This is a genomic window from Sciscionella marina DSM 45152 (genome assembly GCF_000379465.1).
Classification (GTDB): Bacteria; Actinomycetota; Actinomycetes; order Mycobacteriales; family Pseudonocardiaceae; genus Sciscionella; species Sciscionella marina.
On record NZ_KB905381.1, the window covers coordinates 636,877 to 660,665 of the forward strand.

At 69.6% G+C, this 23,789-nt stretch carries 23 protein-coding genes and 1 pseudogene; 15 read left to right on the forward strand and 9 right to left on the reverse strand.

Going from position 1 to position 23,789, the window contains the following annotated elements; all coding sequences use genetic code 11:
- The first annotated feature begins 10 nt into the window (after nt 1-10).
- From A37U_RS42890 to A37U_RS0108995, 3 genes are read left to right on the forward strand one after another with little or no spacing between them, the layout of a single operon-like run.
- Nucleotides 11-949, forward strand: coding sequence for a glycosyltransferase family 2 protein (locus A37U_RS42890; protein ID WP_020496296.1), 939 nt, complete (start codon nt 11-13; stop codon nt 947-949).
- The gene (locus A37U_RS0108990; protein ID WP_420806229.1) at nt 936-3,452 is read left to right on the forward strand and encodes a glycosyltransferase; all 2,517 of its coding nucleotides are present in this window, start codon (nt 936-938) and stop codon (nt 3,450-3,452) included. The genes A37U_RS42890 and A37U_RS0108990 overlap by 14 nt, the downstream gene beginning before the upstream one ends.
- Entirely contained in the window at nt 3,442-4,524 is a 1,083-nt protein-coding gene (locus A37U_RS0108995) for a glycosyltransferase family 4 protein (RefSeq protein WP_020496298.1), read from the forward strand. The genes A37U_RS0108990 and A37U_RS0108995 overlap by 11 nt, the downstream gene beginning before the upstream one ends.
- On the opposite strand, the gene A37U_RS42895 is transcribed toward A37U_RS0108995, so the two are convergent.
- From A37U_RS42895 to ccrA, 3 genes are read right to left on the reverse strand one after another with little or no spacing between them, the layout of a single operon-like run.
- Nucleotides 4,466-5,035, reverse strand: a complete 570-nt coding sequence (locus A37U_RS42895) for a GNAT family N-acetyltransferase (RefSeq protein WP_205622888.1) — start codon at nt 5,033-5,035, stop codon at nt 4,466-4,468. The two genes, A37U_RS0108995 and A37U_RS42895, sit on opposite strands and share 59 nt — an antisense overlap.
- Before the next feature lie 8 nt (nt 5,036-5,043).
- Complete coding sequence (locus tag A37U_RS48180; protein WP_020496300.1) at nt 5,044-6,465, reverse strand: coiled-coil domain-containing protein; 1,422 nt, start codon at nt 6,463-6,465, stop codon at nt 5,044-5,046.
- A gap of 50 nt (nt 6,466-6,515) precedes the next feature.
- Entirely contained in the window at nt 6,516-7,847 is a 1,332-nt protein-coding gene (gene ccrA, locus A37U_RS0109010) for a crotonyl-CoA carboxylase/reductase (protein ID WP_020496301.1), read from the reverse strand.
- A 205-nt stretch (nt 7,848-8,052) separates the two neighbouring features.
- On the opposite strand from ccrA, the gene A37U_RS0109015 reads away from it, so the two are divergent.
- A complete protein-coding gene (locus tag A37U_RS0109015) occupies nt 8,053-8,424 on the forward strand; it encodes an SPW repeat domain-containing protein (protein WP_026197014.1) in 372 nt (123 codons plus the stop codon).
- A gap of 68 nt (nt 8,425-8,492) precedes the next feature.
- Nucleotides 8,493-9,065 carry a TetR/AcrR family transcriptional regulator gene (locus A37U_RS0109020; protein WP_020496303.1) on the forward strand — a complete coding sequence of 191 codons (573 nt, stop codon included), beginning with the start codon at nt 8,493-8,495 and terminating at the stop codon, nt 9,063-9,065.
- A 276-nt stretch (nt 9,066-9,341) separates the two neighbouring features.
- On the opposite strand, the gene A37U_RS53475 is transcribed toward A37U_RS0109020, so the two are convergent.
- The 3 genes and pseudogenes from A37U_RS53475 to A37U_RS0109030 all read right to left on the reverse strand — a co-directional run bounded on the left by A37U_RS53475 (nt 9,342) and on the right by A37U_RS0109030 (nt 11,458).
- Nucleotides 9,342-9,482, reverse strand: a complete 141-nt coding sequence (locus A37U_RS53475; RefSeq protein ID WP_020496304.1) for a hypothetical protein — start codon at nt 9,480-9,482, stop codon at nt 9,342-9,344.
- 223 nt (nt 9,483-9,705) lie between these two features.
- Nucleotides 9,706-9,957, reverse strand: a pseudogene (locus A37U_RS54625) (alpha-amylase family glycosyl hydrolase); the annotation flags it as partial.
- Between the two features lie 91 nt (nt 9,958-10,048).
- Entirely contained in the window at nt 10,049-11,458 is a 1,410-nt protein-coding gene (locus tag A37U_RS0109030) for an acyl-CoA synthetase (RefSeq protein ID WP_020496305.1), read from the reverse strand.
- Nucleotides 11,459-11,515: 57 nt separating this feature from the next.
- Between A37U_RS0109030 and tsaB the strand changes: the two genes are divergently transcribed.
- Genes tsaB through tsaD form a run of 3 tightly spaced genes read left to right on the forward strand, consistent with a single transcriptional unit; the run spans nt 11,516 to nt 13,673 of the window.
- Nucleotides 11,516-12,151 (forward strand): tRNA (adenosine(37)-N6)-threonylcarbamoyltransferase complex dimerization subunit type 1 TsaB, encoded by a 636-nt coding sequence (tsaB, locus tag A37U_RS0109035; RefSeq protein WP_020496306.1) that lies wholly within the window; start codon nt 11,516-11,518, stop codon nt 12,149-12,151.
- Nucleotides 12,148-12,636: a ribosomal protein S18-alanine N-acetyltransferase gene (rimI, locus tag A37U_RS0109040; protein WP_020496307.1), complete on the forward strand. Its 489-nt coding sequence runs from the start codon at nt 12,148-12,150 to the stop codon at nt 12,634-12,636. Before tsaB ends, rimI begins: the two co-directional genes overlap by 4 nt.
- Nucleotides 12,633-13,673, forward strand: coding sequence for a tRNA (adenosine(37)-N6)-threonylcarbamoyltransferase complex transferase subunit TsaD (gene tsaD, locus A37U_RS0109045; RefSeq protein ID WP_020496308.1), 1,041 nt, complete (start codon nt 12,633-12,635; stop codon nt 13,671-13,673). The genes rimI and tsaD overlap by 4 nt, the downstream gene beginning before the upstream one ends.
- On the opposite strand, the gene A37U_RS0109050 is transcribed toward tsaD, so the two are convergent.
- Nucleotides 13,670-15,229, reverse strand: coding sequence for an alkaline phosphatase D family protein (locus A37U_RS0109050; protein WP_020496309.1), 1,560 nt, complete (start codon nt 15,227-15,229; stop codon nt 13,670-13,672). The two genes, tsaD and A37U_RS0109050, sit on opposite strands and share 4 nt — an antisense overlap.
- A 288-nt stretch (nt 15,230-15,517) precedes the next feature.
- On the opposite strand from A37U_RS0109050, the gene groES reads away from it, so the two are divergent.
- Together groES and groL are read left to right on the forward strand one after the other, a co-directional pair.
- Entirely contained in the window at nt 15,518-15,826 is a 309-nt protein-coding gene (groES, locus tag A37U_RS0109055; protein WP_031465475.1) for a co-chaperone GroES, read from the forward strand.
- Between the two features lie 91 nt (nt 15,827-15,917).
- Nucleotides 15,918-17,537 (forward strand): chaperonin GroEL, encoded by a 1,620-nt coding sequence (gene groL, locus A37U_RS0109060; RefSeq protein ID WP_026197016.1) that lies wholly within the window; start codon nt 15,918-15,920, stop codon nt 17,535-17,537.
- A gap of 142 nt (nt 17,538-17,679) precedes the next feature.
- Here the strand turns inward: groL and A37U_RS0109065 are convergent, their stop codons facing one another.
- Complete coding sequence (locus A37U_RS0109065; RefSeq protein ID WP_026197017.1) at nt 17,680-17,976, reverse strand: WhiB family transcriptional regulator; 297 nt, start codon at nt 17,974-17,976, stop codon at nt 17,680-17,682.
- Between the two features lie 126 nt (nt 17,977-18,102).
- Between A37U_RS0109065 and A37U_RS42905 the strand changes: the two genes are divergently transcribed.
- The 4 genes from A37U_RS42905 (at nt 18,103) to A37U_RS42910 (ending at nt 21,522) form a co-directional block, all read left to right on the forward strand.
- The gene (locus A37U_RS42905) at nt 18,103-19,029 is read left to right on the forward strand and encodes a hypothetical protein (RefSeq protein ID WP_051111590.1); all 927 of its coding nucleotides are present in this window, start codon (nt 18,103-18,105) and stop codon (nt 19,027-19,029) included.
- Nucleotides 19,030-19,199: 170 nt separating this feature from the next.
- Nucleotides 19,200-19,796 (forward strand): response regulator transcription factor, encoded by a 597-nt coding sequence (locus tag A37U_RS0109075; protein ID WP_026197018.1) that lies wholly within the window; start codon nt 19,200-19,202, stop codon nt 19,794-19,796.
- Nucleotides 19,797-19,978: 182 nt separating this feature from the next.
- Nucleotides 19,979-20,554: a sigma-70 family RNA polymerase sigma factor gene (locus A37U_RS0109080; RefSeq protein ID WP_020496316.1), complete on the forward strand. Its 576-nt coding sequence runs from the start codon at nt 19,979-19,981 to the stop codon at nt 20,552-20,554.
- A complete protein-coding gene (locus A37U_RS42910) occupies nt 20,554-21,522 on the forward strand; it encodes an anti-sigma-D factor RsdA (protein WP_020496317.1) in 969 nt (322 codons plus the stop codon). Before A37U_RS0109080 ends, A37U_RS42910 begins: the two co-directional genes overlap by 1 nt.
- Before the next feature lie 89 nt (nt 21,523-21,611).
- Here the strand turns inward: A37U_RS42910 and A37U_RS0109090 are convergent, their stop codons facing one another.
- Nucleotides 21,612-22,022 (reverse strand): DUF5319 domain-containing protein, encoded by a 411-nt coding sequence (locus A37U_RS0109090; RefSeq protein WP_020496318.1) that lies wholly within the window; start codon nt 22,020-22,022, stop codon nt 21,612-21,614.
- 228 nt (nt 22,023-22,250) lie between these two features.
- Here A37U_RS0109090 and guaB point away from each other — a divergent pair, with 228 nt between their 5' ends.
- A complete protein-coding gene (gene guaB, locus A37U_RS0109095; RefSeq protein WP_240437536.1) occupies nt 22,251-23,717 on the forward strand; it encodes an IMP dehydrogenase in 1,467 nt (488 codons plus the stop codon).
- Nucleotides 23,718-23,789 lie beyond the last annotated feature (72 nt).

A 23,789-nucleotide genomic window follows, 5' to 3' on the forward strand; every position in this document is an offset into this window, starting at 1 on the left:
ATGGCACCCTATGCGGACCCGGACGACCGTGGTGGTGGTGACCTGGCGCGGGCGCGACCACGTCCGGGACTGCCTGGCCGCCCTCGCCGCCCAGGAACGTCCACATCGGACGCTCGTGGTGGACAACGCCTCGGACGACGGCACCGCGGAACTGCTCGCCGGGCAGGAGGTACTGCGGCTGCCGGTGAACTCCGGCTACGCCGGCGGGATCGCGGCCGCGCTCGGGCAGGTGCGCACCGAATACCTCGCCTGGCTCAACGACGACGCCGCCCCCGAACCGGGCTGGCTCACCGCGCTCGAGGACGAACTGGACGCCCATCCCGATGCCGCCGCGGTCTCTTCGGTGCTCGTGGACGCCGGGGGAGCGGTCACCTCGGCGGGCACGGCGCTGGACCCGGACGGGTACGGGCGGGACCTCACCGAGGCGGCGGAGCCGTTCGGGTTCTGCGGTGGTGCGGTGCTGCTGCGCACCGGGGCACTGCGCGCGGTCGGCGGGGTGCCCGCGGAGTTCTTCTGCTACTACGAGGACACCGACACGGCGTGGCGGCTGCGCCTTGCCGGGTACGGGATCCGGCACGCGAACGGGGCGCGTGCCCGGCACCGGCACGGCGCATCGACCCGGCCGGGTTCCTGGCGGTTCCACCACTGGAACGAGCGCAACCGGCTGTTCATGCTCGCCCGCTGTGCCCCGGCCCCGGTCGTCGGCGCGCAGCTGGCGAAGTTCGCCCTGCTGCTGCTCAAGCCCGGGCTCCCGGTGACCCCGAACTTCGCGGTGCGGCTGCGGCTGCGGGTGCTCGGGGAACTACTGCTCGCCACGCCGCGGTTGCTCGCCGAGCGCAGGGCGGTCGGCCGGATCGCGCGCCGCGGGCGGGTCCGGGTGTGGCGCGCGGCGAGCTCCGGTGCTTTGGCTAGGATCGGCGCGGACGCCCGAGGGGATCGCATTGACTGACGCTGTACTGCCACTCGTCTCGGTTGTCGTGGTGAACTATCGCGGCGCCGAGCACACCATCACGTGTCTGCGCGCGCTCGCCGCCGAGCTGGACTACCCGGCCGAGCTGCTCGAGCTGATCTGCGTGGACAACGCATCCGGGGACGGCAGTGCGGAACGGATCCGCGCGGCGCTCGGCGAGCGGGTGACGCTCATCGAATCCCCGCAGAACACCGGGTTCGCCGGCGGCTGCAATCTCGGCGCGCGGCGCGCGAACGGTTCGGTGCTGGCGTTCCTCAACTCCGATGCCCGCCCGCATCCGCGCTGGGTCAGCGCCGCGGTCGAGGTGCTCGCCACCCAGCCGGGGATCGGCGCGGTGGCGAGCAAGGTGCTCGACTGGGACGGCGAGCGGGTGGACTTCACCGACGCCGGGCTCACCTGGTTCGGCATGGGGTACTCGCACGGCGGCGGCCGGCCGGACGCCCCGGAACGGGACACCGCGCGCGATGTGCTGTTCGGCACCGGGGCGGCGATGTTCGTGCGCGCGGGCCTGTTCGCCGAGCTCGAGGGTTTCGACGAACGGTTCTTCATGTTCTACGAGGACGTGGACCTCGGCTGGCGGCTGAACAACCGCGGCTGGCGGTTCCGCTTCGAACCCGGATCGGTGGCCTACCACCGGCACCACGCCGCGGTCTCCGATGTGGACGGCAAGGACTCCGCACGCGAGCTGTACCTGCTCGAGCGCAACGCGCTGTGCGCGCTGTACAAGAACCTCGAGGACGAGACGCTGGCCAGGGTGCTGCCCGCCGCGCTCGCGCTCGCGGTGCGCCGGGCGACCGCGCGCGGTGACCTCGATGCCACGCAGCTGGAGATGAACCGGGCGGGCGAGGAAGCCCCGCTGCTCTCGGTGCCGCGCCCCACGATGGCCGGGGTGTTCGCCATCGACCAGTTCGTGGAGCTGCTGCCGCGGCTGCGCGAATCCCGTGAACTCGAGCAGCGCGAGCGCACCCGCACCGATGCCGATCTGGTCACCCTGATGCGCAAGGCGCTGGAGCCGGCCTATCCCTTGCCGCGCTACCTCGCCGCGCACGACATTCTCACCGAGGTCTTCGGGATCGGTGAGGTGTTCGGCCGTCCACGCCGGATCGCGGTGCTCACCGGGGACGCGGTCGCCGAGCGGATGGCCGGTCCCGCGATCCGGGCCTGGCACACCGCGGAAGTGCTCTCGGTCGAGCACACGGTCCGGCTGGTGTCGGTGAACCCGAACAACGCGCCCCCGGACGCGAGCTTCGAGGTGCACGCGTGCACGCCGAAGGAACTGCACGCGCACGTGGACTGGGCGGATGTGGTGGTGCTGCAGGGGCACACCCTGCAGATGGTGCCCGAACTCGCGCGCATGGACTCCCGCAAGATCCTGGTCTGCGATGTCTACGATCCGATGCATCTGGAACTGCTCGAACAGAGCAAGCAGGCCCCGGAGGCGCAACGCGGCGCGGATGTGGCCGGGGTGACCGAGGTGCTCAACATCCAGTTGCGCCGCGGGGACTTCTTCCTCTGCGCCTCGGAACGGCAGCGGCATTTCTGGCTGGGGCATCTCGCCGCGCTCGGCCGGATCGGCCCGGGGATCTACGACACCGATCCGACGATGCGCTCACTGATCGCGGAGGTTCCGTTCGGGCTGCCCGCCGCGCAGCCACACCGGAACGGCCCGGGAATCCGGGACGCCTTTCCCGCGATCGGGGAGCGGGACAAGGTGATCCTGTGGGCGGGCGGGGTCTATTCCTGGTTCGATCCGCTCACCCTGATCCGGGCGGTGGACCGGCTGCGTGCCGACCACCCCGATGTGCGGCTGGTGTTCCTGGGCATGCGCCACCCCAATCCGGATGTCCCGGACATGGAGATCGCGGTGCGCACCAGGCAGCTTGCCGGTTCGCGCGGCCTCACCGGGAAACACGTCTTCTTCAACGAGGGCTGGGTGCCCTACACCGAGCGGCAGAACTGGCTGCTCGACGCGGATGCCGGGGTCACGACGCATTTCCAGCACGTGGAAACCGAATTCGCGTTCCGCACCAGAGTGCTCGACTACCTGTGGTCCGGGCTGCCGATCGTGACCACCGACGGGGACTCCTTCGCCGATCTGGTCCGTGCCGAGCGATTGGGTTCCGTGGTTCCCGCCGAGGACGCCGAGGCGCTCGCGGCGGCGCTGGCCTCGGTGCTCTACGACGAATCCTTCGCCGAGGACTGCGTGCGCAATATCGCCGCCGTCCGGGAACGGTTCACCTGGGAACACGCCCTCGCCCCGCTGCTGGCGTTCTGCCGCAACCCGCGACCCGCCGCGGACCGGCTCGCCGGTGCGGCACCGCTGACCGAACCCGCGCGGGCGACCCTCGCGCAGGGGGTGCTCCGGGACATCGGCCTGGTGCGCGAATACCTCGCCGCGGGCGGGGTGCGCGAACTCGGCAGGCGGGCCGGTGGCCGGGTGCGCAAACTCGCCTCGAACGTTCGGAGCCGCCGTGGCAGCTGATCGCGTCCGGGTCCTGCTCGACGGCACCCCGTTGCTCGGCAACCGCACCGGTGTCGGGCACTACACGGCGGCGCTGGCCGAGGAACTGGCCTCGCGCTCGGATGTCCGGGTGCGCGCGGTCGCCTTCACCCTGCGCGGCTGGCGCAGGCTGCGTTCGGCGCTGCCGCACGAGGTCACCGCGCGCGGGATGCCGGTCTCGGCGCGGTTGCTGCGCCGCTGCTGGGAACGCGGGCGGATGCCACCGATCGAACTGTTCGCCGGGCCAACCGATGTGGTGCACGGGACCAATTTCGTGCTGCCCCGCTCGCTGGCCGCCGGTGGCGTGCTCACCGTGCACGACCTCGCCTTCCTCGATCACCCCGAGGATCTGCCGCCCGCGGACTCCCGACTGCCCGCGCTCGTGCGCAAGGGCGCCGAACTGGCCGCGGTGGTGTGTACCCCGACGAAGGCGGTCGCCGAGCAGGTCGTGGCACGGCTCGGGGTGCCCGAGGACCGGGTGCGGGTGACCCCGCTCGGCGTGGACCCGGCCTGGTTCGCCGCGCGCCCGCCGACCGAGGTGCTGCGCGGCAAGCTCGCGCTGCCCGCCCAGTACCTGCTGCACGTCGGGGATCACGGGCCACGTAAGGGAATCGAGCATCTGATCGCCGCGCATGCCGCACGTCCGGAGCTGCCCCCGCTGGTGCTCGCCGGTCCGCACCGGGCGGGTACTGAGGGCCGGGTGCTGCGCACCGGATATCTGTCCGATGTGGACCTGCGCAGTGTGGTCGCCGGTGCCGCGGCGCTGGTGCTTCCCTCTCGCGATGAGGGCTTCGGCCTTCCCGTGCTGGAAGCGCTGGCCTGCAATGTACCCGTGGTGTGCACCGATGTGCCCGCACTGCGCGAGGTCGCGGGCGGGCACGCCACCCTGGTGCCCTATGGCGAACCGGAAGCGCTCGGCGCGGCGCTGGCCGAGGTGCTGGATGCCGAACCGGAACCCGGGACCTGGATGGCGCGGCGCAATCACGCGGCCGGGTTCACCTGGCGCCGGTGTGCCGAGGAGACGGTCGCCGCGTACCGGCAGGCCGCAGGATGACCTCCAGGTGCCCGTCCCGGATCCGCTTGCGGTGCTCGGCGAACCCCAGCCGGTGCGCCAGCCGTAGTGCGGCGGCGTTGTCCGGATCGGTGACGATCGAGGGCGGCACCATGGGAAGCGCGCGCCGCGCGTAGTCGAGCGCGGCCCCGGCCATCTCCTGCGCGAATCCTTTCCCCCAGGCCTTCGGCAGGAACCGGTAGTAGACGTTGAGTACCGGTTCCCCGTCCTCGCACGCGTGCCGGATCCCGCCGAAACCGATGAGCTCGTCCTCGTGCTCGATCACCCAGTAGCCGATTCCGTGTTCGGACCAGTCGCGCAGGAGCATGTCGAGCAGTTCACCCGCCTGTTTCTCGGTGCGCGGTCCGCGCGGAGTGTGCCGATGGGCCTCCGGATCGCAGTGCACCGCCACACAGGCCGCGAGGTCCCGCGTGGTCGGGGCGCGCAGCACGAGCCGTTCGGTGCGCACCAGCCAGGGCGGCGAGTCTCTCTCGGACTCTGTCGCTTCGGGCACCGCCGTACTCAGGCGCCGCGCTGGCCGAGGTGCCCGGGGGCGGGCAGGCTCTCGGTCGGGCGGTCGTGCTCCAGATCCTCCACCTCGGCCTCGTGGGTCTCCTGGCTGTCCTCGGCGAGCTGTTCGTTCTCCGGCTGCTCGGCTTCGGTGGCGCCGGTGAAATCGGCGAACTCCGGGTCTTCGCCCGCGCCGCGTTCGGCGGGCAGTTCCTCGAGCGACGGCGTGGAGCTGGCGAGCAGCTCCCGCGCCGAGGCCAGCTGCTCGGCGACCTTGGCCCGCACCGAGCGCAGCACGTCGACGCGTTCGTTGGCCTGGTCGATCCGGCTGTTCGCCTCCGTCGTGGCCTCGTCCACCCTGCGGTGGGCCTCGCTGGTGGCCTCGTCCAGGCGCTGCTTGCACTCCTGATCGGCCTCGCGCAGCCGCTGCTCGGCCTCGGCCTGGCCCGCGCGCTGTTCCTCGGCGACCTGGGCGCGCAGCGCGGTGACTTCCTCGTTGACCTGGTTGCGGATCGTGGCGGCTTCTTCGTTTGCTTCGGTGATGCGCTGGGTGGCGTCGGCCTTGCTGACCCGCTGTTCCTCCGCGACCTTCGCACGCAGCGCGGTGACCTCTTCGTTGACCTGGTTGCGGATCGTGGCGGCTTCTTCGTTTGCTTCGGTGATGCGCTGGGTGGCGTCGGCCTTGCTGACCCGCTGTTCCTCCGCGACCTTCGCACGCAGCGCGGTGACCTCTTCGTTCACCTTGGCGCGGATGCTCGCGGCTTCCTCGCCCGCCTCGCGCACCCGGCGCTCCGACTCCGCCTTCGAGGTGGCCTCGGACTCGGCGAGCTCGCGCATCGCCTCGGTGCGCCGGGAGGCCATGGCGATCTCGAAGTCCTCCTCGACCTGGACCCGGGCCGCCTCGGCCTCGGTATCGGCCTTTTGCCGCGCGGTCTCCGCGTCCTTGACGATCTGCTCGGCCTCGGCGTTCGCCTTGCCGAGCACGCCGCGGTGCTCAGCCTCCATGTCCGCGCGCCGCTTGTCCAGCTCACCGATCAGCTGCTCATAGCGGGCCCGCAACGCGTTCGCGTCCGCCTCCGCCCGGCCCCGGATGTGGCCCGCCTCGGCCTCGGCGCGGGCCCTGGTCTCCGCGGCCTCGTCCTGGGCGAGCCGCAGCATCCGCTGCAGCCGCTCGGAGAGCCCTTCCAGCGTGGTCGGCGGCAGCGAGAGCCGATCGATCTGCTGGCTCTTCTCGTCCAGGTCCGCGCGCGCCGACTCGAGCTGACGGGCGAGCTCGGTCGCCTGGGAAACCGCGGCGTCCCGATCGGCGGCCAGCAGGCGCAGGTCGCCGTCGAGTCGTTCGAGGTGCTCCTCGACCTGGGTACGGCTGTACCCGCGTTTCACGATGTCGAATCCGGTCCCGAGGGGGACGAGATCGCCGTCGGAGAGTCCCATGGGCAATACGGTACCGCCCGAATCCGGCAACCCGGGTAACCGAGCCGGGATCAGACGCCCCTGAACCGGTTGATTTCGTTCAGATGGCGGGCGCGCAGCTCCTGATCCCGGACGCCGAGCCCTTCCTCGGGGGCCAGCGCCAGCACGCCGACCTTGCCCTGGTGCAGGTTGCGCTGCACGTCGTAGGCGGCCTGCCCGACCTGGTCGAGCGGGTAGACCCGGGACAGGGTCGGGTGGACCTTGCCCTTGGCGATCAGCCGGTTCGCCTCCCAGGCCTCGCGGTAGTTGGCGAAGTGCGAGCCGATGATCCGCTTCAGGTTCATCCACAGGTACCGATTGTCGTACTGGTGCATGTATCCGCTGGTGGACGCGCAGGTCACGATGGTTCCGCCCTTGCGGGTGGCGTACACCGAGGCCCCGAAGGTCTCCCGGCCCGGGTGCTCGAACACGATGTCCACGTCCTCACCGCCGGTGAGTTCGCGGATCTTCTTGCCGAACCGCTTCCACTCCTTGGGGTCCTGGTTCTCCTCGTCCTTCCAGAACTGGTACCCCTCCGCGTTGCGGTCGATGATCAGTTCGGCGCCCATGGAGCGGCAGATCTCCGCCTTCTCCGGGCTGGACACCACGCACACCGGGGTGGCGCCGCCGTTGAGCGCGAACTGGGTGGCGTACGAGCCGAGGCCACCGGAAGCGCCCCAGATCAGCACCACATCGCCCTGCTTCATGTCCGCCCCGTTGCGCGAGACGAGCTGGCGGTAGGCGGTGGAGTTCACCAGGCCGGGCGAGGCGGCCTCCTCCCAGGTGAGGTGTTTCGGCTTCGGCATCAGCTGGTTGGACTTGACCAGCGCGAGGTGCGCGAGCCCGCCGAAGTTCGTCTCGAAGCCCCAGATGCGCTGCTCCGGGTCGAGCATCGTGTCATTGTGCCCATCGGCGTGCTCGAGCTGCACATCCAGGCAGTGCGCGACCACCTCGTCGCCGGGCTGCCAGGCGTGCACCCCGGGGCCGGTGCGCAGCACGACACCGGACAGGTCGGAGCCCACGACGTGGTAGGGCAGGTCGTGGCGAGCGCCGAGCGGGGAGGTCTTGCCCAGCTTGTTCAGGAACCCGAAGGTGGGCAGCGGCTCGAAGATCGAGGTCCACACCGTGTTGTAGTTGATCGCCGAGGCCATCACCGCGACGATCGCCTCGCCGGGACCCAGTTCCGGCGTCGCGACCTCCTCGACGTGCAGCGACTGGCGCGGGTCCTTGTCCTGCGTGTCGAGCCCGTCGAACATTCCCGTTTCGTCGGCATGCACCGTCACCGCGGTGTAGCTCTCCGGCACCTCGAGGCCGGCGACATCGGCAAGGCGGTCGTTGAGGATCGCGTCGCGGATCTTCTCCATGGCAGTGGGCCTCCGGGGACGGACTGTCGTGGACATTGTGGATTGCTCTGGGACGTTACCGACGGGTAATCGTGCTGGCTACCCCTTCTGCATCGCTCAGGGGCACGGTGAGATGGAGGTCACTGCGAGTGGTGGCGCAAAATCTTGACCGGGCGCCCAATCAAGAGAATGATCAGAATCGTACTTCACACAGGAGGTGATCGAGATGGCCACGATGACAACCAGGTCATGGAGCCGTCCGCAAGATTGGGTCGAACTCGCCGCCGGTGTGGTCGCCGCGCTGTCGCCGATTTGGCTGACGACCTCGACGGCCGCGATGTGGACGATGATCGTGCTCGGTGCGCTGATTGCCATCGACGGTCTGTGGTCGCTCGTTCAACCGGGCGCACTGGCCAGTGAGGGCATTCAGATCGTGCTCGGTGCGCTGCTGTTCATCTCGCCGTGGGTGCTCGGCTTCACCACGGACCTGTACACCACGTCCTGGTGGGCGTGGGTGCTCGGCGGAGTCACCGTCATCGCCGGGGTGCTCGCCCTGCCGATGGCTTCCTCGGCGCACCGTGCCGCAGGCCAGCACTGATCCGATCCGGTATCTGGGGCCCACAACATCCGTTGTGGGCCCCACTTCTGTCAGTAAGGATGACTGCCATGGCCGAGACCGAGGACTCCACCCGCGAACGCATTCTCACGGCCGCGCAGGAACTGTTCGCGCGCCGCGGTTTCGATGCCACCCCCACCTCGAAGATCGCCACCGAGGCACAGGTACCCAAGGGGCTCGTGCACTATTACTTCAATCGCAAACCCGATCTGCTCACCGCCCTGGTCGACAAACTGCCGAGCGAACACGTGGAGCTGGACGAGATCGTGGTCGACGGGGATGTGTGCACGAGCCTGTGCCGGTTCGTCGACCGGCTGGACCGGAGTCTGGACGGTTCCTCGCTGTTGTCCCATCTGCTCTGGCGTGAGGCCGACACCCATGAGGTGGTGCGGGACGCGCTCCAGGCCCGGTACCGGAAGATGGTCGCGCAGATCGGCGAGGTGATCACCGCGTCGAGCAGGAACCGGATCGTGGCCGAACGGATCGCCGCGGCCGCCGCGCTGCTGGCGCAGGCACTGAGTTTCCGGCATTCCATGGCCCGGCACGACGGCGGCGCGGGCCACGGCGACGGCGCCACCATGGACGCCGAGGTCCGGTTCGTTGCGGAGGCGCTCGCGAGTTGAACCGGGATCCGCTCAGCCGTTCAGGTCCAGGATCGCGCAACCGAGACCGTGCGGTCTCCCTGCGCGGATAGGCCGGATGCGTGTCGCCCGGCGTTCCACGGCATCGGGCGCGGTTGCGTTGACTGCATCCGCATGCCGATCTCCTTGCCCTGGTAGGTGACGGGCATGGGTCGGCCAGACCAGCCGGAAAGCGAAGGCGGCGGGCAGCTCCGCGCGGGTGCGCACCTCATCGTCCAGCCGGTCGGCTTCCTCGTGTTCGGCGGTCGGCAGCGAAATCTAGCCGAGTTCGCGGGTGCTGTTTCCACCGGGATTGCCACGGCGCGTCGTCGCCGGGACGCCGGAATGGAACAGGAAATCGGGGGTGAATCCGCCGGTCTCGACGTATCCGGGATCGTTCTCGACGAGTGCGAAGGCCATATCGCAGCGGAATCCGGCGAGCCCGATTTCGGTCCCTCCGCGTCGGCCGGTTCCCGCCGCGGTTCGTCGTTCTCGGGCCGCGCGTAGCCGACATTGATCGCGGGCTGGGGCGCGAATTCTTCCCGAACGCGCCCTTCCGCGAAATCCTCCGGAGCTCCCCGCCGGGAAGCTGCTCCGGGCTCGCCCGGCTATAGCGGCGATCCGTGTGGTCCCGCGGCGGGTTTCGGAACCACGGATGCTGATCGGATGTGTGCCCGGCGACCAGATCGAGGAGCACCCGGATGCTGTGTTTCCTCGCGACGGCCACGAGTTGCGCCGGATCCTCGTTGGTGTCGTAGCGCGGGGCCGTCGCCATGCGAATCCGCGAAACTCTGCGGATAGATCTGGTAGAGCACCGCGCCCGCGAGCCAGCCGGGCTGGGGCCCGGTATCGCGGGAGGACGCACCGGCCATGAAGGACCGCCGGGAAACCCCATGTTCCAGAGTCCTTTTTGCAGAAAAAATTCTGCAAAGAAAATTCCGCGATGCCCGACGCTACCCGAACGGCCCCGGCCGCGACAGCCTCGATCAGCCGAGTGAGCGCTTGAGGATCTTGCCCATATCGTTGCGGGGCAAGGATTCCCGGAACCGGACGACACGCGGGCGCTTGTGCGGGGTCAGGATGCTCGCGACGTGTTCGATCAGCTCGGTCTCGCTCGCCGGGCTCGCCGAAGAGACGATCCAGGCGATGATGCGCTCACCGAGATCCTCGTCCGGTTCACTGGTCACCGCGGCCTCGGTGACCCCGGGATGTTCGAGCAGCGCGTTCTCGATCTCGCCGGCGCCGATCCGGTAGCCGCCGGACTTGATCAGGTCGGTCGAGCGCCGCCCGACAAGGCGCAGATAGCCGTCCGGATCCCGGGTGGCCATGTCCCCGGTGCGGAACCAGCCGTCCCGGAAGGCCTCCGCGGTGGCATCGGCCCGGTTGAGGTATTCCCGGAACACATTGGGCCCGCGCACCTCGACCTCGCCGACGAGTCCGGGCTCGCCGATCTCGGTGCCCGCGTCATCGGTGATCCGCAGGTCCACACCGGCCAGTGGCACGCCCACGGTGCCCGGCCTGCGTTCCGCGTCGATGCGCACGCTGGTGTTCATGAAGGTCTCGGTGAGCCCGTAGCGCTCGATGATCTGCTGCCCGGTGGCCGCGGTGATCCGCTTGTGCACGCTCGCCGGAAGGGGAGCCGAACCGGAGACGAGCAGCCGGGCCGCGCCGAACCGCCCGGCGAGCCCGGTGTCCGCCTCGACGGCCTCCGCGACGCGGGAGTACATGGTCGGCACGCCGAACAGCATGGTGCTCGGGTAGGCGGTGAGCGCATCGGCGGCCGCCTCGGCTTCGAAGCGCCCCAGATGGTGCACGCTCCCGCCGAGCAGAATCGGCCCGAGCGTGCCGAGCACCAGCCCGTGCACGTGGAACAGCGGGAGCCCGTGTACGACGACGTCCTCGGCGGTCCAGGCCCAGGCATCGGCGAGCCCGGAAATGGTCGCCTCGAGCGAACGCCGCGGCTGGACCACGCCCTTGGGTGCCCCCGTCGTGCCGGAGGTGTACACGATGAACAGCGGGTCCTCGGAATCCGTCGCCGGTTCGGTGAACGAGGCCCGCGCCGCCGGGTCGACCTCGTGCCGGTCGAGCGCGATGTGGGCGCCCTCGTCCGGGGCGCACAGCAGCAGGTCGGGCGCGGAGTCGGTGAGGATGTGTTCGAGTTCGCGTTCTCCGAGTTTCGGGTTGAGCGGGACGACGGGCACCCCGGCCGCGGTCGCGCCGAGTACCGCGATGGCGGTGTGCGGGCGCGCGCTCGCGTACACCGCGACCCGCCGCTTGCCCGCCACGGCCTCGGCGACCGCGCCGGAGGCGGCGGCGAGCCCGGCGTAGTCGAGGGTCAGTTCGGGGAAACGCAGCGCGAGCCTGCTGCCGGCCGCGCCGAGATCAGACAACGTCATGACCCGAGACTGAACACGTGCGGGCCTGCGTTGGCAAGCCACGTATCCTCGGCGATTGTGCACGTCCTCGCAATCGACACCTCGACCCCCGTGGTCACGGCCGGGATCGTCGAGCTGACCACGGACGCGGTACGGGTCACGGCCGCCAGCACCGCGAGCCGGACCCGGGCGCACGCCGAACTGCTCGCGCCCGAGGTGCAGAACCTGCTGCGCCGGGCACCCGCCGGGATCGCCGCGATCGTCTGTGGCATCGGCCCCGGCGCGTTCACCGGGCTCCGGGTCGGCATGGTCACCGCGGCGGCGCTCGGGCACGCGCTCGACGTCCCCGTGTACCCGGTGTGCACCCTGGACGCGATCGCGGCGCTCGCCGGTCCCGGCCCGTTCCTGGCGGCCACCGACGCGCGGCGCAAGGAGCTCTACTGGGCGGTCTACGGCGTGGACGGGGCGCGGGTCGCCGGGCCGGACGTGGGTGCCCCGGACGCGGTGCGCGCAGTGGCCGCCGAGCACGGCATCACCCGGATCCTCGGTGACGGGGTGCTCGACGGCGAGGTTCTCGCCTGCGATCCGCTCGGCCTGGTCCGTGCCGCCGAATCCGCGGTGCGCGCGAACACCGAACCCGCCGCGCTCACCCCGCTGTATCTGCGCCGCCCGGATGCGAAAGAGCCGGCCGGACGGAAACGGGTGAGCCGGTGATCCCCGACGGCATCGAACAGGCGGCGGGCGATGTCACGCTCGCCCCGTTGCGGCACACCGACGCGGACCGGTGCGCGGAACTGGAACGCGAATTGTTCGCCGGGGACGATCCGTGGAGCGCGCGGGCCTTCCGGGCCGAACTCGACGCGGGGCACCACTACCTCGGTGCCTACACCGGTTCCGGGGAACTGCTCGGCTACGGCGGGCTCGCGCTGCTCGGCAGGCCCGGCGACCTGGAGGCCGAGGTACACACCATCGCGGTCACGGAATCCGCGCAGGGCAAGGGAATCGGCGCGCTGCTGCTGGACGCGCTGCTCGCGCACGCGGACGCGCACTCGGCTGCGGTGTTCCTCGAGGTGCGCACCGACAACGAGGCGGCACAGCGGCTCTACGAGCGGCGCGGGTTCCGGATACTCGATCGGCGCAAGGGCTACTACCAGCCCTCGGGCGCGGACGCGTACACGATGATGAGGGACAAGTCATGATCATCCTCGGGATCGAGAGCTCCTGCGATGAGACCGGTGTCGGCATCGCCGAGCTGGACGCGGACGGTTCGGTGCGCCTGCTCGCCGACCAGGTGGCCTCGAGTGTCGGGCAGCACGCCCGGTTCGGCGGGGTGGTCCCCGAGATCGCCAGCCGTGCGCACTTGGAGGCGATGCGCCCGACCATGGACCGCGCGCTCGCCGAATCGAGGCTCGCGCTCTCCGATGTGGACGCGTTCGCGGTCACCAGGGGCCCCGGCCTCGCCGGTGCGCTCATGGTGGGGGTCGGCGCGGCCAAGGCGTACGCGCTCGCGCTCGGCAAACCCTGTTACGGGGTGAACCACCTCGCCGGGCACGTCGCCGCGGACACGCTGCAGCACGGCCCCTTGCCCAGTCCGTGCCTGGCCCTGCTCGTCTCCGGCGGGCACACCCAGCTGCTGCTCGTCGAGGACCTCGCGGGCAAGATCACCGAACTCGGCTCCACCATCGACGACGCGGCGGGGGAGGCCTACGACAAGGTGGCGCGGCTGCTCGAACTGCCGTATCCGGGTGGCCCGCCGATCGACAAGCTCGCCGCGGAGGGGAACCCGGAGGCGATCGCCTTTCCCCGTGGCATGACCGGACCGCGGGACGCCCGGCACGACTTCTCCTTCTCCGGGCTCAAGACGGCCGTCGCGCGGTGGGTGGAGCGCGCCGAGGTGGCGGGGGAGACCGTTCCCGCCGCGGACGTCGCGGCCTCGTTCCAAGAAGCCGTCGCCGATGTGCTGACCATGAAAGCCGTGCGCGCCGCCAGGGAATACGGCATCGGGACCCTGCTCATCTCCGGCGGGGTCGCGGCGAACTCCCGCATCTCCGGGCTGGCCGCCCAGCGGTGCGCCGGGGCCGGGATCGAACTGCGGGTGCCCCGGCCCCGGCTGTGCACCGACAACGGCGCGATGATCGCCGCGCTCGGTGCCGCGCTGGTGCACGCCGGGGTCGCGCCGACCGCGATGGATTTCGGCGCGGACCCGGCCATGCCGGTGGAACTGATCAGTCTCTAGTTCCGGTGCAGTCCCGGCTCACGGTCGGCGATCGTGAAGCTCGCCCGGGTGGAGACCGGTGCGCCCGTGCGGCTCACATAGGGCACCACCCGGTAGTCGGCATGCACCTCGGACGGGGTGAACTTCGCCCGCACATAACCGCGCTGGCCGTTGTAGAACTTCACGTGCGGGTTCTCCTTCAGGATCGCCGCGGTGTCCTTGTCGGTGTCCGAGCCATCCCCGTTGCTGGTGATCGAGGTGGTCACCAGTTCGGTGCCCACGACAGGGGATTCCGGCTCGGTGAACCGCTTCTTGATGTCCGCGGCCCAATTCGCGTGCACATCCCCGGTGAGCACGACGACATTGCGGGTCTTGGCGGCGACCCAGGCGTCCACGATCCGGTCCCGGTTCGCGGCGTAACCGTCCCAGGCGTCCATGTTGTTCGTCTCGCCCGCGCCCGGAGTGAAATCCAGCTGGGAGAAGAAAACCTGCTGGCCGAGTACATCCCAGCGCGCGGTCGAGGACCGCAGCCGGTCGCCGAGCCAGCGCTCCTGGTCCGCGCCCATGATCGTGCGCTGCGTTTCCGTGCGGTGCGGGTCGTACTTGATCCCGTCCCCGGAGAGCTGGTCATCCCGGAACTGCCGGGTGTCGAGCATGTGCAGGTTCACCAGCCCGCCCCAGCCGCGCTCCCGGTAGAGCTGGATCGCCGAACCGTCCGGGCGCTGGGCCGACCGCAGCGGCATGTTTTCGTAGTAGGCCTGGAAAGCCCGCGCCCTCCGGGCGAGGAATTCCTTGCGGGAGGCGTGATCGGACTCCTCGGGCACTTCCCCCGCCCAGTTGTTCTCCACCTCGTGGTCGTCGAAGACCGGGGTCCACGGCGCGATCGCGTGCGCGGCCTGCAGATCCGCGTCCGCCTTGTACTGGGCGTACCGCTGCCGGTAGTTGGCCAGCGAGACCGTCTCCGGTCCGGCGTGCTTGCGCACCTTGTTGCTCGAGCCGCCGTTCTCGTACTGGTAGTCGCCGAGGAACGCGACCAGATCGGGTTCCTCGGCGGCCAGGTGACGATAGGCGGTGTAGTAGCCGTACTCATAGTGCGCGCAGGAGGCGAAGCACAGCAGCAGCGGAGTGCTCAGTACCCCGGCCGCGGGCGCGGTGCGGGTGCGCCCGTGCGGGGAGAGGTGCCCGTTCGCGCGGAACCGGTAGAAGTACTCGGCTCCCGGTTTGAGTCCGCTCGCCTCGACGTGCACCGAGTGCCCGGACGCGGGCTCGGCTTTCGCGGTCCCACGGCGCACGATCTTGGTGAACCGCTCGTCCTCGGCCAGTTCCCAGTCCACATCGGTGGCCTTCGCGGGCATACCCCCGAACCCGTCCTCGGCGAGCGGATCCTGCGCGAACCTGGTCCAGAGCACCACGCTGTGCGCGTCCGGCTCCCCGGAGGCCACGCCGAGGGTGAATGGGTCACCGGCCCGGGTCCGCGGGCGCACCGGGGACTGGGCACTCGCGGGAACGGCGGCGACGGCGGAGGCGGCCGCGGTCAGCGCGGCCCCGCGCAGCAGGGCGCGGCGGGTGGTGGTCATGGCGGTTCACCTCGGGATGGTTCGGGAGTTTCTTCGCGAACAACCCAAACGAGGGAAGGTGTCGGCGGTCCGGCGTGGAAGTGATCGCGCGGTGAACAACCGGACAGCATCGGAGGAGAAACGAAGCCGCTTGAAGGTTTAGCACTCGGGCGGGTAGAGTGCTAAACGAACGGAGCAAGCCGCCTCGGCACCCGCGACGACGGGGTGGTGCGAGCCGTCACTCGTGGCTCGGGAACACGTGTCCCGGACCACATTAACTTGTACCTACCCAACGCTTTCATTCGACCCATGGAGGTCCTAGCGGTGAGCGTGAACATCAAACCGCTCGAGGACAAGATCGTTGTCCAGGCGAGCGAAGCCGAGGCGACGACCGCGTCCGGTCTCGTCATCCCGGACACGGCGAAGGAGAAGCCCCAGGAGGGCAAGGTCCTCGCCGTCGGCCCCGGCCGCGTCGACGAAAAGGGGAACCGGGTTCCCGTCGACGTCAACGAGGGCGACGTCGTCATCTACTCGAAGTACGGCGGGACCGAGGTCAAGTACAACGGCGAGGAGTACCTCATCCTCTCCGCGCGCGACGTGCTTGCCGTGGTCAACTGACCACACGGTCACAGGCAATACAGGAGCCCCGGTGGCCCCACTCCGGGGTCGCCGGGGCTCCTGCGTTCCACACTCCTGAGAAAGGCAAAGCATGCCAAAGCAACTCAGCTTCGACGACGACGCTCGTCGGTCGCTCGAGCGCGGCGTGAACCAGCTGGCCGACACGGTCAAGGTCACGCTCGGCCCGCGGGGCCGCCATGTGGTGCTCGACAAGAAGTTCGGCGGCCCGACCATCACCCTCGACGGCGTGACCGTCGCGCGCGAGGTCGAGCTGGACGACCCGTTCGAGAACCTCGGTGCCCAGCTCGCCAAAAACGTCGCGACCAAGACCAACGACGTCGCCGGTGACGGCACCACGACCGCGACCGTGCTCGCCCAGTCGCTGGTGAAGCACGGCCTGCGCAACGTCGCGGCCGGGGCGAACCCGAGCCAGCTCGGCACGGGCATCGCCGCGGCGGCCGCGGCGGTCGTCGAGGAGCTCAAGAACAAGGCCACCCCGGTCAAGGGGCGGGACAACGTCACCCAGGTCGGCACCGTCGTCTCCCGTGACGAGTCGATCGGCGCGCTGCTCGGCGAAGCCCTCGAGCGGGTCGGCGAGGACGGCGTGATCACCGTCGAGGAGTCCTCGACGATGGCCACCGAACTCGACGTCACCGAGGGCGTGCAGTTCGACAAGGGCTACCTCTCCAGCTACTTCGCCACCGACGAGGAGGCGCAGGAAGCGGTTCTCGAGGACGCCTTCGTCCTGCTGCACCGGGAGAAGATCTCCTCGCTCAACGATCTGCTCCCGCTGCTCGAGCAGGTCATGCAGGCGAGCAAGCCGCTGCTGATCATCGCCGAGGACGTCGAGGGCGAGGCGCTTTCCACCCTGGTGGTGAACTCGCTGCGGAAGACGATCAAGGCGGTCGCGGTGAAGGCACCGTACTTCGGTGACCGGCGCAAGGCCTTCATGGACGACCTCGCCACCGTCACCGGCGGCCAGGTCATCGCCGAGGAGGTCGGCACCAAGCTGTCCGAGGCGGGCATCGAGGTGCTCGGCACCGTGCGCCGCGCGGTGATCACCAAGGACACCACCACCCTCGTGGACGGTGGCGGCAGCAAGGGCGCGATCACCGACCGGGTCGGTCTCATCCGCAAGGAGATCGAGGCCAGCGACTCCGACTGGGACCGCGAGAAGCTCCAGGAGCGGCTGGCCAAGCTGGCCGGCGGCATCGCGGTCGTCCGGGTCGGCGCGGCCACCGAGACCGAGCTCAAGGAGCGCAAGCACCGCATCGAGGACGCGGTGGCAGCCACCAAGGCGGCCGTCGAGGAGGGCATCGTGCCCGGCGGCGGTTCCTCGCTGATCCACGCGGCGAAGGTGCTCAAGGACGGCCTCGGCCTCAGCGGTGACGAGGCGACCGGCGTCAAGATCGTCGCCGACGCGCTGAGCGCCCCGCTGTACTGGATCTCCAGCAATGCCGGTGACGAGGGCGCCGTCGTGGTGACCAGGGTCGCCGAGGCCGCGTGGGGCTCCGGCTTCAACGCCGGCACCCACGAGTACGGCGATCTGATCGCGCAGGGCGTCGTGGATCCGGTCAAGGTGACCCGTTCCGCGGTGACCAACGCGGCCTCCATCGCCAGGATGGTGCTCACCACAGAGAGCTCCATCGTGGAGAAGCCGGAGGAGGAAGAGCAGGACGCGGCCGGTCACGGGCACGGCCACGGACACTGACCGGAATTCGCGCGCGTGGGCTGAACAAGCTCCGCGGGCTGCCGGACAACAGACTGGCCCGGGACATCTCCTGATGTCCCGGGCCAGTTGCCTCCCTGCCCTCGGTGGTCCTCTGACGGACGGGGCGCGTGATCGGTTCCCGCTAGACCGCGGCCAGTCGTTTGCCCTTGGTGCGCAACACGCTCTCCCGCTCGGATTCCGACATTCCGCCCCACACGCCGTACGGTTCGCGTGAGCGCAGTGCGTGTGTTCTGCACAGTTCGAGCACGGGGCAGTGTGCGCACACCTGCTTGGCCAGTTGCTCCCTTCGGGCTCGGGCCGGACCACGTTCACCGTCGGGGTGGAAGAAGGTCGCACTCTCCATCCCCCGGCACGCGCCGTACATTTGCCATTCCCATACTTCGGCGTTCGGCCCTGGGAGCCTACGCGTATCGGACATCTCCACCGCCTCCTGAAACGGCGAGTTTGACTCCATTTGGCGTAATGTTGATCACCGTATGGCGTATGACCTCGAGGGGCAAGAGTCGTCACTCCAGCGGGTGGGCCAGCGATTATGACAAGCACGATGCATACCGACACAGTGTGCGACGACCCGGTTGGCCGCTATCGCGCGCTCGCCTTCGGTGCCCCACACACACTCGGAGTGTGCTCGCTCGCGAGCGGGGTCCCGGACGGGCCGCGTGAGGCGTGGTGCCAAGGGGTCGCGCTCGGCGCCGCGGGACGGTACGCGGCGGCGCGGTGCGTGCTCGAACCACTGACCCGGGGCGAGGTGGCGCACGCCGATCCGGTCTCCGCCTCGCTCGCCGCGAGTACGCTCGCCTCGCACCGGCGCCAGATCGGCGGCCACGCGGACGGGTATCGCGCGGACGCCTCGGCGTTGCGCTTGCTGGCGCCAGCAGCAGAGCCGGACACCGACGGTGCGCGTGCGGATGCGCTGATCGGCTTGGCCGCTGATGCGATCGGCAGCGGCCGTTTGGGGCGATGCGATGAACTGCTACGGTATGTGCACGACTACGTCCCACTGAGCGGTTGGCGATCACGTATCCGGTACGGATGGGTGCGGACCGAATGGCTGCTCGCCTGCGATCGCGCGGGGGATGCCCTCGTGGTGGCGGAGGAAACGCATGAGTATGCCTGCTCGGCGCCATCCGGGCGACATGCCGTCAAATCCGCCATGCAATTGGCCGTATGTTCGTCGATGCAAAAAACCGAGGGTGGTCTGCTTCGCGGAGCCAGGCTTGCGGAGGCGGTGCTCCGCGCATCGCTTGATCGGGGCATCGTGTCCCTTGTTTGGCCTATTGCCTTGCTACTCAGCGGTACGGCCGAATCGGTCCCCTCACCGCTTGCCGATCGCGCGATCGAACTCGCGCGGGAGGCACTGACCAGCGTTGTCTCCGCTACCGACGCGGCGGGGAGGCGTATGGTCAGGCGATCCCCCTGGATGCCGAACGCGCTGCTCCAAGCAGGTGACTTCCACAGCTCAGGAACTTAGTTCTGTTACTTGAAGGATAAAGAACCAGATCGTGTCAAGGTGCGGACTCGGATGGCCGATAGGGGGAGTAGGAAGGTCACTCACTTGATGCTTGAACTAGCAAGCGATCTGGCGTACCGGTCGGTAGGCCTCGCGTGCGGGTTCGGGTAAGCCAGTTGGAAGGAGCACCCGTGACAACGGTCCTCATCTGCGACGATCGACGTAGCGTGCGCGAGGGACTCACGCGAGTCATGTCCGCGGTACCCGGGGTGAGTCGTATCGATTGCGTCGCGCACGGTGATGAACTGTTGACCCGGTTCTCGCGGCAGCCCGTGGACGTCGTGCTCGTCGGCACGCAGCGGGCGGTGCCGACCGGGGTCGAGGCCACCCGTCGGCTCGTGTCCGCGAGCCCGCAGGCGAACGTCATCGTGTTCGGCGCGCCGGACGACGCGAGCAGCATCGCCGCCGCCATTGCCGGTGGCGCCCGTGGCTACCTGCGCTGGGACGCCTCGCGCCCGGAACTGGTCGCCGCGCTCGCGCACACCCTGTCCTCCGCGCCGGTGCCGACGCAGCGCCAGCAGTCCGATCCGGGCGTCGCGCTCACCGACCGTGAGCTCCAGGTGCTCCGCGGCATGAGCCAGGGCAAGAGCAACGGCCAGATCGGCAGGGAACTGTTCCTTTCCGAGGACACCGTGAAGACCCACGCCCGCAGGCTGTTCCGCAAGCTCGGCGTCAAAGACCGTGCACAGGCCGTCGCACACGGATTCCGGCGTGGTCTGGTGGCCTGACTCGACAGACGCCCGTACCCGCTCCCTGGTTGCCCCAGCGCCGACAACGCCACAAAATCGGCGTTGAGGCGCCGTGTACCCAGCGTGAGCGGGTACGGTGGCGTGAGGCCGGTGCAAATTGTCGATCGTTCGCACCGGCACATGTCAGGGCTCATTCGGTAACACCGGGACAGTAATCAGCGATGACCACCGCGGGGGACGAACTCGACTCGGTCGTCGGCGCTGCCATCGGCGGCGACAAGGCGGCGCTCGAGCGTCTGTTGGCGACGATTCGTCCCCTGGTCGTGCGCTATTGCCGGGCGCGGGTCGGCCGTTCCGAACGGTCGTTCGTGTCCGCGGACGACGTGGCACAGGAGGTGTGCCTCGCGGTGCTGAAGGCCTTGCCGAGCTATCAGGACCAGGGGCGGCCCTTTCTTGCCTTCGTCTACGGCATCGCCGCTCACAAGGTGGCCGATGCCCATCGATCCGTAGCGCGCAACCGCGCCGATCCGGTAGAAGACGTACCGGACGAACAGGAAACGGACATCGGGCAGCCGGAGGCGGCGGTACTCGCCGAAGAGCTGTCCGCGAGGATGGGTGAGCTCCTGGCCGCCCTTCCGGACAAGCAACGGGAGATCGTCGTGTTGCGCGTGGTGGTTGGGCTTTCCGCCGAGGAGACCGCGGATGCGGTCGGGTCGACGCCCGGTGCCGTGCGCGTGGCACAACACAGGGCGCTTGCGCGGTTGCGCAAGCTCGTCGCTGCGGAGGAGGTCGCCTGATGGTGAAACGCAGGGACAACAGCGGGCGAAGAGACCCCGAACCGGACCCGAGAGCCGCCGATCGCACCGGCATGACGGGCGCGGACGAGGCCGGATCCACGGTCGACCTCTCCGCGCTGCAGGCCGACGACGCACTGCTGGACGCGCTCGGCAGCGGTGACTCGGAGTTGTCCGGGCCGATGTCCCGGCACCGGGTGGACGCGCTGCTGCTCGCCTGGCGGCGGGAGGTCGACGCGGAACCGATCGGTGAACTCGTCGACACCGAGACCGCCGCCCGCGTGGTCACCGAGGCGAACGAGGAGCTCACCGGAAGAGGCCGGCGCAAGCGCCGCTTCCTCGTCCCGCTCACCAGCGCGGCCGCGGTGTTGCTCATCGGGTTCACCGTGGTCGGGATCGCCGCTCGCTCCGCGATGCCGGGGGACACGCTGTGGGGAGTCACCCAGGTGCTCTACTCCGACCACGCGACCTCGGTCGAAGCGGCCGCGAACGTGCGCAAGGACCTCGCCCAGGCCAAGGTGGCGCTGCACAGCGGCAACTCGGACCGGTGCCGCGTGATGCTCAACCAGGTCGGCGACTCGCTGCGGGATGTGCGCGACGAGGACGGGCGCAAGCAGCTCTCGGACAGTCGTGAACAGCTGTCCGATCAGCTCGACGGCGCGCAGACGAACAAGCCGAACGGGAACGGTTCCCCGGCGCGGCCGCCACAGGGACCGCCGAGCAACGGGCAGACCGGCAAACCGACCAGCGCGTCGAACCCCGCGCAGAGCACGAGCAATCCGGATCGGCCGACCACGCCGCCGGACAGCACGAGCACCAAGCCGTCGGAGACCACCACCCCGCCACCGACCACGACCACGCCGAACTCGAGTGGTGGCGGGCACAATCCGAGCAGCCCGGACGACCACTCGCCGAGCGGGGCGACCGAGGGCGGGCGGACCGCGCAGGAACCCGCCGCCCCGGCGACCTGAGACACCACGTCAAGAAGGGCCCGGACAGCCATGCGGCTGGTCCGGGCCCTTCTCGTTCGTCAGGGAGTTTCGTCAGGGAGTGGCGCGGCTCAGTGCGCGTCCGAATTCTCCGGGACGGTGCGCACCGCGTCCGCGAATCCGCGACAGTAGTCCCAGGTCACGTAGTGCACCGGGTCCGGATCGAAGGCCGGCTCGTGCGGGCGCATCTGCCCGGCCTCGAGGAACTGTTCCAGGCTGGCCCGCAGCAGCTCCCAGTCGTGGTAGTGCGGTTCGGCACAGTCACCGCAGTCGACCACGATGCCCCGCACTCCGCGCGGTTCGAGCAGCGCCTGGTACACGGTCAGATCGGCGAGATCCTCGAGCAGTTCGGCCCGCTCGGTCTCGGATAGCGGCTCGGTCCGCTCCTCACCGTGGTCCACGGCACCGAGTTCGTTCGCCGGATCCTCGGGATCGTCGGAGAACGGGTCAGGGGGCATCGCATCATACGGCACGAGGTTCACGGTACTCGGTGACCCGAGGCGTGCCCGCACCGAGTTGCCAATGACACGCCGTCCGGTTTTCGGTGAGCCGGGTCGAATACGATGGGAACCACCGCAGACACCGTGACTACTCCGAAGGCGGGCACACCGGTCATGACCCACGTGGCGTCGAACGTCAACACCGCACCGACGGGTGTCGAGGAGCCGGGATCGGCCCTCGTCGCGAACGATCCGAGCGCGAAGTTCGCCATGCTCGGGCTCACTTTCGACGACGTGCTGCTGCTCCCGGACGAATCGGACCTCATCCCGAGTCAGGCCGACACCTCGACCCGGTTCTCCCGCAACGTCCGGCTCGGTGTGCCGATCGCCTCCGCGGCGATGGACACGGTGACCGAGGGGCGGATGGCCATCGCGATGGCGCGGCTCGGCGGGATCGGCATCCTGCAGCGCAACCTGGCCGCCGAGGAACAGGCCCGCCAGGTGGAGACGGTGAAGCGCTCCGAGGCGGGCATGGTCACCGATCCGGTCACCTGCTCGCCGACCCAGACCCTGGCCGAGGTCGACGCGCTCTGCGCCCAGTACCGCATCTCCGGGCTCCCGGTCACCGATCCGGACGGCACCCTGGTCGGCATCGTCACCAACCGGGACATGCGCTTCGAGGTGGACTACACCCGGCCGGTCGCCGAGGTGATGACCAGGGCCCCGCTGGTCACCGCGCAGGTCGGGGTGACCGCCGACGTGGCGCTCGGGCTGCTGCGCAGGCACAAGGTGGAGAAGCTGCCGATCGTCGACGGGGACAACAAGATCCGCGGGCTGATCACCGTCAAGGACTTCGTCAAGACCGAGCAGTACCCGAACGCGACCAAGGACCCGGACGGCAGGCTGCTGTGCGGCGCCGCGGTCGGGGTCGGCGCGGACGCCCACTCGCGGGCGATGGCGCTGATGGACGCCGGGGCGGACGTGCTGGTCGTGGACACCGCGCACGGGCACTCGCGGGCGGTGTGCGACATGGTGGCCAAGCTCAAGCACGAGTTCGGGGACAGCGTGGACATCGTCGGCGGCAACGTCGGCACCCGGGCCGGGGCCGCGGCACTGGTCGCCGCGGGCGCGGACGGGGTGAAGGTCGGCGTCGGACCGGGCTCCATCTGCACCACCCGGGTCGTCTCCGGGGTCGGGGTGCCGCAGATCAGCGCCATCTACGAGGCGAACCAGGTCTGCGCGGCCGCGGATGTCCCGGTGATCGCCGACGGTGGCATCCAGTTCTCCGGGGACATCGCCAAGGCCATCGTGGCCGGGGCCTCCTCGGTGATGCTCGGCAGCCTGCTCGCGGGCACTGAGGAATCCCCTGGTGAGCTGATCCTGCACAACGGCAAGCAGTACAAGACCTACCGGGGGATGGGCTCGCTCGGCGCGATGCAGGGCAGGGGCCAGGGCAAGTCCTACTCCAAGGACCGCTACTTCCAGGACGACGTGCTCTCCGAGGACAAATTGGTCCCCGAGGGCATCGAGGGCCGCACCCCGTTCCGCGGGCCGCTCGCCCAGGTGGTGCACCAGCTCGTCGGCGGGCTGCGCTCGGGCATGGGCTACACCGGTTCGGACACCATCGCCGCGTTGCAGCAGGCGAAGCTGGTGCGGATCACCGCGGCGGGGCTGAAGGAGTCGCACCCGCACGATGTGTCCATGACCGTGGAAGCGCCCAACTACTCGCGCGGCTGAGCCCGGCTGGGCGCGTACACTGCCGCGGGGCCGCCGGTTGGCAAGATCCGGGCCGGCCAATGACGAAAGGAC

Bases quoted from the DNA above. Each gene is read 5' to 3' on its own strand.
- A37U_RS42905 (WP_051111590.1), top strand. From the start codon at position 18,103: ATGCATACCGACACAGTGTGCGACGACCCGGTTGGCCGCTATCGCGCG.
- ccrA (WP_020496301.1), bottom strand. From the start codon at position 7,847: ATGGAGAAGATCCGCGACGCGATCCTCAACGACCGCCTTGCCGATGTC.
- A37U_RS0109030 (WP_020496305.1), bottom strand. From the start codon at position 11,458: ATGACGTTGTCTGATCTCGGCGCGGCCGGCAGCAGGCTCGCGCTGCGT.
- A37U_RS0109015 (WP_026197014.1), top strand. From the start codon at position 8,053: ATGGCCACGATGACAACCAGGTCATGGAGCCGTCCGCAAGATTGGGTC.
- A37U_RS0109080 (WP_020496316.1), top strand. From the start codon at position 19,979: ATGACCACCGCGGGGGACGAACTCGACTCGGTCGTCGGCGCTGCCATC.
- A37U_RS0109050 (WP_020496309.1), bottom strand. From the start codon at position 15,229: ATGACCACCACCCGCCGCGCCCTGCTGCGCGGGGCCGCGCTGACCGCG.
- tsaD (WP_020496308.1), top strand. From the start codon at position 12,633: ATGATCATCCTCGGGATCGAGAGCTCCTGCGATGAGACCGGTGTCGGC.
- A37U_RS48180 (WP_020496300.1), bottom strand. From the start codon at position 6,465: ATGGGACTCTCCGACGGCGATCTCGTCCCCCTCGGGACCGGATTCGAC.
- A37U_RS42910 (WP_020496317.1), top strand. From the start codon at position 20,554: ATGGTGAAACGCAGGGACAACAGCGGGCGAAGAGACCCCGAACCGGAC.
- A37U_RS0109020 (WP_020496303.1), top strand. From the start codon at position 8,493: ATGGCCGAGACCGAGGACTCCACCCGCGAACGCATTCTCACGGCCGCG.
- A37U_RS53475 (WP_020496304.1), bottom strand. From the start codon at position 9,482: ATGGCCTTCGCACTCGTCGAGAACGATCCCGGATACGTCGAGACCGGC.
- A37U_RS0109065 (WP_026197017.1), bottom strand. From the start codon at position 17,976: ATGTCCGATACGCGTAGGCTCCCAGGGCCGAACGCCGAAGTATGGGAA.
- guaB (WP_240437536.1), top strand. From the start codon at position 22,251: ATGCTCGGGCTCACTTTCGACGACGTGCTGCTGCTCCCGGACGAATCG.
- groES (WP_031465475.1), top strand. From the start codon at position 15,518: ATGGAGGTCCTAGCGGTGAGCGTGAACATCAAACCGCTCGAGGACAAG.
- groL (WP_026197016.1), top strand. From the start codon at position 15,918: ATGCCAAAGCAACTCAGCTTCGACGACGACGCTCGTCGGTCGCTCGAG.
- A37U_RS42890 (WP_020496296.1), top strand. From the start codon at position 11: ATGCGGACCCGGACGACCGTGGTGGTGGTGACCTGGCGCGGGCGCGAC.